The sequence below is a fragment of the Acetobacter sacchari genome (assembly GCF_017377715.1).
GTDB classification, from domain to species: Bacteria; Pseudomonadota; Alphaproteobacteria; order Acetobacterales; family Acetobacteraceae; genus Acetobacter; species Acetobacter sacchari.
Window position 1 is genome coordinate 15,030 of record NZ_JAFVMF010000034.1, and the last position, 12,683, is coordinate 27,712.

9 protein-coding genes are annotated in these 12,683 nt (G+C 61.7%); 4 read left to right on the forward strand and 5 right to left on the reverse strand.

The window, feature by feature from the left end; translation table 11 throughout:
* Positions 1 to 516: 516 nt before the first annotated feature.
* The 4 genes from J2D73_RS19060 to hrpB form a co-directional block, all read right to left on the reverse strand.
* Positions 517 to 831, reverse strand: a complete 315-nt coding sequence (locus tag J2D73_RS19060) for a hypothetical protein (RefSeq protein ID WP_207883910.1) — start codon at positions 829 to 831, stop codon at positions 517 to 519.
* Between the two features lie 1,180 nt (positions 832 to 2,011).
* Positions 2,012 to 2,548 carry a translation initiation factor IF-3 gene (infC, locus tag J2D73_RS19065; protein ID WP_035376619.1) on the reverse strand — a complete coding sequence of 179 codons (537 nt, stop codon included), beginning with the start codon at positions 2,546 to 2,548 and terminating at the stop codon, positions 2,012 to 2,014.
* Positions 2,549 to 2,867: 319 nt separating this feature from the next.
* Positions 2,868 to 3,947: a S1C family serine protease gene (locus tag J2D73_RS19070; RefSeq protein ID WP_207883917.1), complete on the reverse strand. Its 1,080-nt coding sequence runs from the start codon at positions 3,945 to 3,947 to the stop codon at positions 2,868 to 2,870.
* 430 nt (positions 3,948 to 4,377) lie between these two features.
* Positions 4,378 to 6,978, reverse strand: coding sequence for an ATP-dependent helicase HrpB (hrpB, locus tag J2D73_RS19075; RefSeq protein ID WP_207883912.1), 2,601 nt, complete (start codon positions 6,976 to 6,978; stop codon positions 4,378 to 4,380).
* Between the two features lie 128 nt (positions 6,979 to 7,106).
* Between hrpB and J2D73_RS19080 the strand changes: the two genes are divergently transcribed.
* Entirely contained in the window at positions 7,107 to 9,233 is a 2,127-nt protein-coding gene (locus tag J2D73_RS19080) for a protein-disulfide reductase DsbD family protein (RefSeq protein WP_341535131.1), read from the forward strand.
* 7 nt (positions 9,234 to 9,240) lie between these two features.
* Positions 9,241 to 9,468 (forward strand): hypothetical protein, encoded by a 228-nt coding sequence (locus J2D73_RS19085; protein WP_207883913.1) that lies wholly within the window; start codon positions 9,241 to 9,243, stop codon positions 9,466 to 9,468.
* Between the two features lie 701 nt (positions 9,469 to 10,169).
* Here J2D73_RS19085 and J2D73_RS19090 read toward each other — a convergent pair.
* Entirely contained in the window at positions 10,170 to 10,355 is a 186-nt protein-coding gene (locus J2D73_RS19090; protein WP_207883914.1) for a hypothetical protein, read from the reverse strand.
* Here J2D73_RS19090 and J2D73_RS19095 point away from each other — a divergent pair.
* Both J2D73_RS19095 and J2D73_RS19100 read left to right on the forward strand, forming a co-directional pair.
* Positions 10,338 to 11,291 carry an alpha/beta hydrolase family esterase gene (locus tag J2D73_RS19095; protein WP_207883915.1) on the forward strand — a complete coding sequence of 318 codons (954 nt, stop codon included), beginning with the start codon at positions 10,338 to 10,340 and terminating at the stop codon, positions 11,289 to 11,291. The genes J2D73_RS19090 and J2D73_RS19095 overlap by 18 nt on opposite strands.
* A gap of 372 nt (positions 11,292 to 11,663) precedes the next feature.
* On the forward strand, positions 11,664 to 12,179 hold the full coding sequence (locus tag J2D73_RS19100; RefSeq protein ID WP_243430103.1) for a hypothetical protein: 516 nt from the start codon (positions 11,664 to 11,666) through the stop codon (positions 12,177 to 12,179).
* Positions 12,180 to 12,683: the final 504 nt, after the last annotated feature.

The following is a 12,683-nucleotide window of genomic DNA, read 5'->3' on the forward strand; positions in this document are numbered from 1 at the left end:
CGGCCATCCGACATTAGGCGTCGATTGTGATGACGGGACACCCGTCGTCACCGTAACTAAAGCCCTTGTTCAGCTATCGGGGCAAAACTCAACTATCTCGAAAATATATCTCGGATCGTAAATATAATACGTTAATTCCAATGACGTTCTGATTTACGCGACTACGTTTGATCAGGCTGTCACAACATCACATATTCGTGATAAAAAAAATGAGACGCAAATGTCGGCTTCACCGCCGTGAGGAGATACGTTTGTGTCACATTGAAGTTACGCAAAAGAACGTTTCCGATGAGATCAGCGAGGCATACTTTGAAAGCTGCCATTAAAGCCAGACCATGAGCCATGGGACTTGTCCACGGATCGGATCGCCAATCAGCCTCTCATCGTGCACCAACGGACGTCGCACTTGCCACGCCCATTGGTCAAACGGAGCCAGTCGTCAGTTCAGCGAATCATTTCTCTTTGGGATCGAGAAAACCCGATGGTGGATTCGCCGCATCCAGAGTGTTGCGAATGTCATCGATAACCGGCCTCCTGTTTATAAAAAGGATTCCGAGGATCGAGCTTATAGCCGTCAGTGTGAGGAAAAACTCGACCCGTGAAGGCTTCCTGATTACCGTTCCGATGATTTGCATTGTACCATTCCATGATAAGCGTCAAAATATTTATACGCTCGGTGTTTATTCTTGAGAAGTCTACGGCAAGCCGACATCCCGGCAAAAACGACTCAATAGGACAGTGTACGGTTAGCGCTACGGCGGTAAAGATTTGGGATAAAGATTCCAGGCGAGCGCGATAAACGTTTCGCAGCAGGCGAATTTCAGGGCTCATCGAACATTCCAGCCCCAGTCCGCGATGCTATTCGCGCTTGGACACCGCGTCGAAAACCGTGTCCGCGAAGAAGTTCAACTTCTTTAACGTCAAAGAGGCCGCATCTCCTTTGCGGCGGATTGTATGAACCGCTCGACGCTCTCTCCCGAATCGCAAATTTTTGGATTACTTTTTCCATCCGAAGCAAGACTCCCGTCTATCTGAACGGGGGCAAAAGATGAACGCCCTCCATTAGAACCGCTGTCGATGTGTCTTTACGCCCGCGATCCACGCGTTGAACCATTTCAGCAACCAACAAAATACGCCGCTTGTGAGCGCTCGCGCTTCGTACCGCCCTCTGGAAGCTTGATCGCCAAACCGGGTGACTGGCGCCATCGCGATCCGGCTATTCTGTTAGTGCCTGATGCTGGGTGGGGCGCGACGCCACCGAGCGTAATGCTGTGCGAATATCAGTGTCGAAGTAACGCAATATCAACGACGGTGATGCGAAAGTGTGAGCGATATCTGGTCCAAAAGGATGCTCACGCAAGCAGGCGAAGCATTCTCTTAGGGACCAGAGATTCTGTCAGCCATTCCGCGAGATAAAAGCTCATAGACACACAACGTCGGACCGGCGCTCCCCAACAGATCTCACCGGTCAATTTTTCAACTAAAAATCCACGATCTCGGCGCCAAAAAATCCTACGAATTCACAAGTGTCAAACAGCCGAGCAAACCGGTAGCACTAGGGTCAGATTGGACGAAGGTCTGACGAGACAGAGTGAGGTCGCATCCAATTTCGGGCATGATATGGCTTGCCGGCCAAAAGCCCTATGCGAGACTGTTTGTCCGCATGACCAAAACAAGTGACGCACCAAGAGGGTCGCGCATGCCGACATCGTCTACCACGTTGCACCGCGCTATGGCCCCCGGAGGAATCAATGCAGCCTCATGCGAAGTGGATATAACGTCAGCACCCCCACCATCCATCCCTCACCAACTCTGAAATCACACTATCGGACTACCAATCGACCGCCCGTCGAACCCTCGATTCAGCGCTACAAAGGGAGAGCAACGAGAAGAGCGACTTCCTGCGAGCCAAAACGAAAAATGGGGAACGGTTGTTCACCATTCCCCATTTCATCGGAGCCCAGAAACTACGCGACTCTGCCTCGCGGTGGTAAAAAGCAGACACCACCGCTTATCGCGGCGAAAGCACCATCACCATCTGGCGATTCTCAAGGCGCGGCATCTGCTCGACCTTCGCCTGCTCGTCCATTTCGGTACGAATGCGCTCAAGCACCTTCACGCCGAGATCTTGGTGAGCCATTTCACGGCCACGGAAACGCAGCGTCACCTTCACCTTGTCGCCTTCGCCAATGAACGACTTCATGGCGCGCATCTTAACCTGGTAGTCGTTTTCGTCGATGTTCGGACGAACCTTGACTTCCTTGATCTCGATGACCTTCTGCTTTTTGCGGGCTTCGTTCCGCTTCTTCTGCTGCTCGTACTTGAACTTGCCGTAGTCAAGAATCTTGCAGACGGGCGGTTCGGCGTTCGGGCTGATCTCAAGAAGATCCAGACCGACGCCATAGGCGCGCAGAAGCGCGTCGCGCATCGGGAGGACGCCGACCATCTCTCCATCCTGATCGATCAGGCGGACCGATGGTACGCGGATTTCTTCGTTAACGCGGGGTCCCTCGCGAGTCGGCGGCGCGGGAAGCGGTGGTCTGGCTATGGTCAGCTCCTGTCGTCGTTGCGGATGTGGGCGCGCGAAGGACGCCACGCCGCTGAGTGCGGCGCATTATGTGCGCAATCGGCGGCGGAAATTCAAGCCGCGCGCGCATCCCACAGCCATGTTCCGCCATGCGAAAATTACACTGCGCCAGCGCCCCGGCCACCTTCAATCGCAACCGCCTGAACGATATTCGAAAAATATATTTAAAAAACAATGACGTATGTCATATTAGGAAACCAATCGGCGGCTCCCCGCCCGCGCCGCCCGGATGGCATTGGCCGCCCAGTCACGCCTGCGTCAAACGCCGCAACGGCGGCGATTATGGACCGTCATTGTCCCCATCGGCGTCTCCATCGCGAGAATCATCAGCCGGCCGCGCACCGATCTGCACCTGCAACACCACATTCGCCGCCTTACGACGCACAGTGAGAGTCGTCGTTGCGCCGGGCTTGGCGGCCGCGACCGCACGAATCAGGCCCCGCGCGTTCTCGACATGGTCCGTTCCAAACGCGATGACCACGTCGCCACGACGCAACGTCGCTTTGGCGCCTGGACCACCCTTGTCGATGTCCACTACCCGGGCGCCGTCCGTCCCGGTGTCATCCTCAAGCGTGACTCCGAGCCAGCCGCGGTCGATGTGGCCCGTCCGCCGCAACTGCTCGACGACCGGAATGACGATCTCGGAAGGGATGGAGAAGCCTATACCCACCGACCCGCCCGTTGGGGAGACGATGGCGGTGTTGATGGCGATCACCTCGCCCTGCATGTTGAACGTCGGACCGCCGGAATTTCCCGGATTGATCGGCGCGTCGAGCTGCAGGAAGTCATCGAAAGGACTTGCTCCAATGTCCCGGCCGCGCGCCGACACGATTCCCGCTGTCACGGACGACCCAAGACCGAACGGGTTGCCCGCCGCCATGATCCAGTCCCCGACCTGCACCTGGCGACTGTCGCCCCAGCTTACGTAAGGCAACGGCGTCAGGCTTTCGACCTTGATTACCGCGATATCCGTCAGGTCGTCGCTGCCGAGGACACGCGCCGGCAACTCGCGGCCATTGGCGAGCGAGACGGAAATGTTGTTGGCGTCGCCCACGACATGGTTGTTCGTGACGATGACGCCGGAAGGATCGATGATGAACCCGGAGCCAGCGCCGAGCATATCCTCGCCATGCTTGCGTAGCCGCTCGCGAAAACGCCGTTCGAGCGGCGTTCCCTTGACGTCTGGCAGAACGTGAATGCGTTTGCCGGAAGAGGGATCGACCTCACGCGTCACCGCGATGTTCACAACCGCAGGGACGACCTTCTTCACCAGCGGGGCGAAGGTCATCGGCAGGCCCTGCACCAGCGGCGTCGGCGCGGGGAGTTCGGTGGCGCGCGCCGTATCGGCCCGCGCCAGCATGGTTGCAGAGCCAGCCCCGGCGGCGCCTAGCCCCGTAAAAGCGAGCACAACGAAAGCGGTCGCCCGCCCGCTGAAGCCTTTCCCCCCCGGCGGTCGGTCCAAAGGAAAATGCACCCCTTCCGCTCGCGGAGCGACGCACGGAGAGCTTGAGGAAGACCGGGGCAGGCTACCTGTTCGAGGAGGCATCAGGGGCTGAAGGCTTTCGTGAATGGCCGAACACTGGGTCGCCTGCGCAAGGATTCACGCTGCGTCGAGTCCTAGTGTTGGGTCAGACGGCGAAGCTGGGCAATCCCTGAGGACGTTTCGGCGGCCATTTCCCGCACGCCTGTGTCTCCTTCGACACCGTCCTCTCGCGGGGATGCGCCATGCAGGCGGCCAGTTTCTCGTCTCTCGCCCACCAACTCCCTCCGCCGCAGGACCCGACGTTGCGTCAACGGCGTTCCCGACGTGGGCCGGGTTGCGGCGGCTCGGCCAGAGCCGGATTCTCCGGCCAGTCGTGGCGTGGATAGCGCCCGCGCATGTCGCGCCGCATGTCGGCCCAGCCGTTGGCCCAGAAGCTCGCCAGATCAGCGGTCAAAGCCTGCGGGCGACTTGCAGGAGAAAGCAGCGCGAGGCGCAGTTTCACGCGACCGCCTGCAAGACGGGGCGTTTCCGACGTGCCGTAAAATGTCTGAGCCCGCGCCGAGGCGACAGGAACGGGCTGCGTGTAGTCGACCTTGATGCGCCCGCCTTTCAACGACAGTTCCGTCGGCAATTCGCGGTCAAGCGCACTCAGATCGGCGTAGTCCAGTCTGGCCCGCAGGATGGCGAGCAGATCGAGATCCCGCAACGCCGACAGTTTCGTCACGCCGTCCAGCCACGGCGTCAGCCATTCCTCAATAGAGGCGGCCAAAGCCTCGTCCGACAGATCAGGGAGAGTTTCTTCCAGCGCCAGTTCAGCCCGAGCCACGGCGACGCGAGCCTGAAACTGGCGCGCCGCGTCGGTCCAGTCGAACGCCGTTCCCAATGTGGCCGCCGCCTGCCGCGCAAGAAGTCCTGCGGCGTCTTCGCCCCGGACCGTCTCCGTTCGATCGCGCAGAACCAGCGCGCCAAGGCGCACCCGGCGACGGGCGATGATCGATCCACTGACCGGATCAAGCGCCGTCTCCACCTGTTCGGTCGCGCGCGCCAGAAGCGTGTCGGGAAGATTGTCCGGATCGAGCGGCGCCGCCAGCCGGATTTCCGCGCTCTTGCGCAGGAACAGGGATGCGACGGCCAGAAGCTTTCGGTCCGCCAGCGGGTCAGCGCGTCCGATACGCGCCGACCCGCCGCCTGACAGACGGAAATCGCCGTCACCCGCGCCGCCCCGGCTTTGCGCGATACGGTCGGGAAAACCAGCCGCCAGCAGCGCGGAAACGTCTCCTTCCGCCTGCGTTCCCGCGGGAACGCGCAGGCGGCGGCGATACTGCGCCGCCGCCTGCCGGATACGGAACAGGGCGCCGCGATCGGCGTCCGGATGATCGCCGCCGCCGATCAGATCCAGACGGAGCGCGATATCTGATGGCGGCACAGGCGGCGGCCCTCCGGCGCCGGGCGTATGACGTGGGCGCAGCGGGTCGCGTTCCTCCAGCAATGCCGCAATGTCGGCGGCCAGTGCGGATTCTCCGGCGGTACGCGTCGCCAGCATGATAGCCGCAAGGCGCGGGTGAGCCCCGATCGTCGCCATACGCTTGCCGAGCGCCGTCGGTTTGCCCCGCTCATCAAGCGCGCCCAGTTCCTTGAGCAGTTCGGTCGCCGTCGCGACCCCGCCATTCGGCGGCGCGTCAGGGAAACGGAGCGCGCCATTTTCTCCACCCATCTCTTCCATCCACACTGCGGTCGCAAGCACGAAACCCGACAGGTCGGCGTCGAGAATTTCCGGGCGGTCGTGCGGCGGCATGCCGCGCCCGATCGCTTCCGTCCACAGACGCAGCGCATATCCCGGCGCCTCGCGCCCCGCGCGGCCGGATCGTTGCGTCGCAGCGGCTCTGGAAATCCGCATGGTCTCAAGGCGCGAAAGCCCCGCCCCCGGATCGAAGCGCGGCGCGCGACGGAACCCGCCGTCAATAACAATACGCACGCCCGGAACGGTCAGGGACGTTTCGGCGATGGAGGTCGACAGGATCACGCGCCGTCGCCCAGCCGGATCAGGGGCCAGCGCACGGGCCTGCTCGGCAGGCGGCAATTCGCCATGCAAAGGCAGGATGGCGGCGGGAGCCCGTTCCAGCGCTGTGGCGGCGCGGCGTATCTCGCCGACGCCAGGCAGGAAGACGAGGATGTCGCCCCCGGCCCCATCCGCCAGCGCGTCGCGATGGGCGGCGGGCTGGCCCGGCGGCGCGTGCAGAATGTCCAGAACAGCCTGCGCCGCCGCGAGCGGAAGGTCGCGCACATGCGTCAGATCTCGCTTCGCGTGGCGGATCGTCACGGGGTGCTGGCGACCCTCGCTGACCAACGCAGGAGCGTCGAGCAGTCGGCAAAGCGTCGCGGTGTCCGCCGTCGCCGACATCGCCACCAGCCGGAGGTCGGGCCGCAAGGCCTGTTGCAGGTCTAGCGTGAAGGCCAGCGACAGATCGGCGTCCAGCGAACGCTCATGAATTTCATCGAAGATGACGCAAGCCGTGTCGGACAGCGTCGGGTCCGACAACAGGCGGCGCAGGAACAGCCCCTCCGTCACGACCTCGATGCGCGTCGCGTCGGAGACGGCGGATTCCAGGCGCGTGCGAAAACCCACCGTCTGTCCCGCACGCTGTCCGAGCAGGCTCGCCATGCGTTCGGCGGCGGCGCGGGCAGCGAGCCTCCGCGGCTCCAGCACGATAATCCGCGCCGACGGGTCGCGCCACGGCGCATCGAGAAGCGCCAGCGGCGCAAGCGTCGTTTTGCCCGCCCCCGGCGGCGCCACCAGCACGACGTTCGGGCGTTCCGCAAGCGTGGCGGCCAGTTCTGGCAAAATCGCACGCACCGGCAGGTCGTCGGCGGCTGGCGTTGGGGCGGGAAAAGCGCGAACGTTGTCCATGCGCCGGTTATGACGGGGCAGGCGCGGGGCGGCAATCGCCGCCCGCCCTGTTCCCGACGCTGGCGGAGCGGTAAAGCTCCTCCCATATTTCCGTCTGTCCGGTTTCGTTATTTCAGGAGAGCGCCCTCTTGCGCCTGTCAGCCAGTTCCTTTTCGTCCGGTCGCCGCAAGCTGGCGACGACGTTCGCCATGACGTTCCTCACGCTGGTCCTGGGCTTGACGGGCGGCGCGTCGTCACGGGCGGCGGAGAGCGCCGTCGCGACGACGGAGCGCGATCAGGCATGGCTCGTCAGCGACAGTGACACCGTTCAACCCGGTCAGCCGATACGCGTGGGATTGCATCTCGCCCTCAAGCCGACGTGGCATACCTACTGGCGCAACCCCGGCGACGCCGGAGAAGCGCCGACGCTTGCCGTCACGCTTTCAGGCGCGGCTGGCGGTCACGGCGACGCCATTGCATGGCCCGCGCCGGAACGCCTGCCGGACGGACCGTTGATGTCGTACGGCTATACTGGCGACGTGTTGTTGCCAGTGACGGTCACGCCTGTCGCCGGGTCTTCGGATGCGCAGGACGTCACCGTCAAGGCGCATGCGGAGTGGCTTGTCTGCGCAGCCGTCTGCGTGCCGGAGCAGGGCGACTTTCAGTTGACGCTGCACTCTGGCGCGCCCGCGCCATCGGCGCAGGCGCCGCTGTTCGAACGCGCGGCGGCCGCCCGTCCACTGCCGTCGCCCTTCACGTCGTCGATCACACCCTCTGGATTGTTGCAGATTTCCGGCAAGGGGTTGTCTCGTGAAGCTGTCAGCGAAGCATGGTTCGTGCCGGGCACGCCCGGTGTTATCGATCAGGTCGCCGACCAGAAACTGACGTTCAATGATGAGGGGCTGTCGCTCTCTCTCAAACCGCTCGACGGGTTCAAGGCAGGGTCACCGCTGGAAGGCGTGCTGTTGCTCCGCGACAAGGCGGGACAGCAGAGCGCTCTCGATATGACCGCGCAGCCAGCAAAGGGCGCTGTCGCGTCGTCACCTACATCCGGAGCGCGATTGGCGGCCGCGAGTTGGGGCGAACTGGCTGTGCTTGCATTTCTGGGCGGCGCGATCCTCAACCTGATGCCTTGCGTCTTTCCTGTGCTCGCCATGAAGGCGCTCGCCGTCGTGCGGCTGGGCGGGGAAGCCGCGCGGGTGCGCAGCGCGCTGGCGTATACAACTGGCGTGCTGGTCACGTTCGCTCTTCTCGGCGGCGCCACGCTCGCAGTGCGCGGCGCGGGCGCGAGTGCCGGGTGGGGGTTTCAGTTCCAGTCCTCGACTTTCGTAGCCATCATCTGCTGGCTGCTGTTCGGGGTCGGGTTGGGCATGCTCGGCGTGTTCGAAATGCCGGCCATCGGCGCAGGCCAAGGGGCTATTTCGCGCGCACATGGCGGCGTTGCCGACTTTCTCACCGGTCTGCTCGCCGTGCTGGTGGCGACCCCCTGCACGGCGCCATTCATGGGCGCCGCGGTGGCAGGAGCGCTGGCCGCTCCTCCATTGGCAGCCATAGGTGTGTTCCTGTGCATGGGGCTCGGGCTCGCGAGCCCCTATCTGTTGCTGGCGATCGTGCCGGGCTTCGGCAGACTGATCCCCAAGCCCGGCGCGTGGATGGACATATTCCGGCAACTGCTGGCGTTTCCGATATTCGCAACCTGCGTTTGGCTGGCCTGGGTGCTGGCGCGGCAAGGCGGCGGAGACGCCGTGCTGCTGCTGGGCGTCGGACTGCTGCTGCTGGGGTTCAGCGGCTGGCTTGCGATCAATGGGCGCGCGCTCGCCATGCGCGGCGCCTCCGGGGCGCGATGGGTGCGTGGGTTGGCGGCGATTGCAGCGGTTGCGCCCCTGGCGCTGCTTCTCGCGCTGCCCGCACCGGCGTCCGCACCGACGGTTGGCGTGAGCGCTGAGCAGTCGGCGTTCAGCGAGGCGCGTCTCGCAGCGCTACGAGCGCAAGGACGGCCAGTGTTCATCGACATGACAGCGGCCTGGTGCATCACATGTCTGGTCAACGAGCGCGTGACGTTGAGCAGCGCCAAGGTGCAGGACGCGTTCGCGAAGAATAACGTTGCCTATATCAAAGGCGACTGGACCAACCGGGACGAGGCGATCACCGCCTTTCTGCGCGCCCATGGCCGCGACGGCGTGCCGCTCTATGTCTATTTTCCGCCCCACGCGGAGGGGCGCGTGCTGCCGCAGATCCTGACGCCGGATCTGGTGATCGGCGCAATGAAGGGGTGATGACGCCGTGGGGCACAATTACGCAAAGCCGTTGACCCCGGAACAGAAGCTTGCCCGCGTTCTGACGCGCGTGCCTGCTGATTGGGTTGTATCGATCGAACGGGAGGGCAAAGCAGGACTGTGGAAAGCCTCTGTCCATCCGGTCGGCGGAGTTGGAGAATGGGCGACGGACGCAGCGGATATCTCAAGCGCCGTGGAGGAGGCTTGGCGGTTGAATCGAAGCTCTCTGGCGTGAAGTTTGTGCCGCTTACCGTGTGAATCGATGAGATATGAGAAGCCGTTGCTATATTTGCCGGGTTCGTGAACGCATTTCTTCAGGCGCTTTGACCCCAGGCGATGATTGAATCGAAAAATCCGTAAACTCGATTGGAAAGCTGGCGAGTAAGAAACTCATGTGCATTAGGGCAAGTTTGTAGCTCTGAAGCCATTTTCGTTTTCGAAATGCTATTAACTGAGCCCCCACGTTAGTTTACTCAAATCTCCAACAATAATTGCGTATTTCCTTTATCAATGCGGGTGATATCAGAAGAATATCCCGGCACGCTCACTCTCATACATCGACCACCAGAAGTTGTATATCGGTTGCCCGCAGACATCGCTGACAGATTTTCTCGCGACCGCCGAAGCGCCGCCGCTCTTGCTCCAGACGTATATGGCTGAGTTCCATCATTAGCAGCTTGCGCGCCTACACGAGGCGCTCCATGTCGCGGTGACAGCCGTACGGCTGGGCAAGCCCCCTATCTGGCTGGGATGCTTTGGGTTTTTGCCGAGCGGCCTTGATCTCGGGATTTTGGGTGACCACCGTCATCCGAGGCGGCTGCGGCCGCACCGTCGCCATAAACCGCCATCTTGTCGGCTGCCGCGGGGCTGTACGCCATTCTCCGGTTTTCAGGGCGGGCGTCCGGGTTATCACTTCGCGGAGGGCCATAGCTGGTACTATGCTGAGATCCGTTTCGTTATCGTATTGGTGACAACCGGCATGATCGCCCACTCCATCGCCAGCGGCTGGTAGACCCCGCCTTTGCATGACGCTTTTTCCGCCAGCAGAGCGGGGGAAAGATCTCCATCGGTCGTATCAGGATAGTCGTCAGCAACGAGTATTCCATGAACAGTGTCGACCACTCAAATTTCTCGAAATATAGGCGCCTGATCGCCGTGCTCCTGACTGCGACCATCGGCCTCACCGCGCCGGCGTACGCCACAGATCGATCCGGCCGGCTGTCTGTCGACGGGAGGGAGCGGACATACACCGTGCATCTGCCCGATGGGCTTTCGCCTCCCGGCGGATATCCGGTGATCCTCGCGTTCCATGGCGGAGGGATGCAGGGGCGGCAGATGGAGAGGCTGACCCGTCTCGACCAGGTCGCGAACACTCGCCGTTTCATCGCAGTGTATCCCGACGGTATCAACAAGCACTGGAACGACGGCCGTACGACTATCAGATATCCGCAAGACGATGTTGGCTTTGTCGCGGCTCTGATCGCCCGGCTCAACACGGACTATTCGACCAACCGTGACCGGATCTATGCCACTGGTATCTCCAACGGGGCTCTCTTCGCCGAACGTCTGGGATGCGACTTGTCGCAGCAGATTGCCGGAATCGCGCCCGTCGCAGGCACTCTGCCGTTCGAGGTGGCGCCGCGGTGCCATCCGATTCGCCGGATCGCGGTGATGCAGATCGCCGGGACGAATGATCCCATCATGCCTTACAAGGGCGGTCTTGTCGCAGACTTCGGTGGGCGTGGCGAGGGCGGCATTGTGCTCTCGGTCGCCGAGACGACCGCCTTCTGGGGTAAGCATAACGGCTGCGGAATGGTCAGTCGCCCGATCCCCATTCCAACCGTCGCGCCGTTCGACAGGACACGGGTGTTACGCGTAAGTTATCAAGATTGCCCGGCCACCGGCGTGGTGCAACTTCTCATCGTGCTCGGCGGCGGTCACACTTGGCCGGGAGGTCCGCAATATGCCCGTCCGATATTCGTCGGCCAGGCAAGTCGGCAGCTCGACGCCAGCAGCGCCATTGCCGACTTCTTCCTTTCGCTGCCCTCCTCAAGATAATTCCGTAGACAAGGTCTGACGAAAAACAGTCGGTGGACCAGTAGCCACCGCCGGAGCGGCGGAAGCCCCGAGTCAGAACAAAATGACTTCCGTGAGATACGCTAACGCCGTGATGGACCAGAACATCTGCCGAGGGCTGGCGTACATCCTTGAATATCTTGCTCGAGACCACATAAGCTCGGGCCAGTTGATCCATGCTCTGAAAGAACCGGCGCGCTCCGTTTTCTGGAAGTCATCTTCGGGGCCACGGGACAACTGGGCGGTTCCGTGGTTCATGCACTGCGCGCCCAAGGTCAGGCTGTACGCGCGTTGATCAAAAGTTCCGCCGGCGAGTTGCCAAAGAGGTGGAGCTGGCACAGGGAGACCTTTCCGATGGCGCTTCCATCCACCCAGCAAGGTGCGGTCTACGGCATGCTCGGGGCGGGGGATAAAAGCAAACGCCTTCCGCCGCCGCAGAGCCGAGTGGAAGGTGGATCCAGACGCCCGTCCGGAGAGAGGGAGAAGATCATGAAACTGGGTTTGTTTGGCGCCACTATCGCGATTTGGATAGTTGGACTCCTGGCTACTTTTGCCTGGACGTTGTCAGATTTACTTGCGCCTGATCAAGACAGCGACACGCGTATGGTCGTTGGTATAGGAATCAATGGGCTCGTGGCTCTTGGCATGCTCCTGACAACTTGGCGTCGTTATGGCGATCTACGTTTTGCTCTTGTTGGAACCGTGTGGCTCGTGACGGCGTTCGTCGCGATTTTTGTAAATGCGTGGGTGCCGGCTGCTTGGACTGACATCATATCAACCGATACAGATACTGTTACGCTCCTCATGATTCCGCTCGCGCAGGTCATCGTGGGAGGGATTGCTTTCGCAGTAGTCGCTCTGTCAGGATAGAGATCCTTCAAATAGTGCATAGGGGCGCGTGCGGGCGATACTACCCCTTTCAGGCTTTTTGACAGACCGCCGCTCTGGCCGAGCGCATAGCAGTCTCCACGCGAGCATTCCAGAGACAGGAGCGCGTTTATTGCGCCTGCAAAGAAGGCTATACTGGAACTATTAGGTCCGACTGACAAGCTCGTCGATCACACGCAGAAGGGCATCCTGCTCGGCTCCGGTCAGTAAGCCCATAGCCCCCAGTCGCGGTTTGCCGGAACAGTCGCGATGTCGCACGGGTTAGCGAAGTTGACCTTCCCTTCCAAAGTCATAGGAGGGTCAGGGCAGTCGGCCCCCTATCGGTATGCCAGTAAAAGCGGTGCCGCCTTGAGGTGAACCGACTACGCATGGAACTTGGTGCCGATCTCGCAGCAATGCGAAATGAACTGCCTCGCATTGATCGCGAACTAGACAAGGCGATTCAGGCCATCCTCGACGGCGTTCCGGGTGCGAAGCTCAAGGATA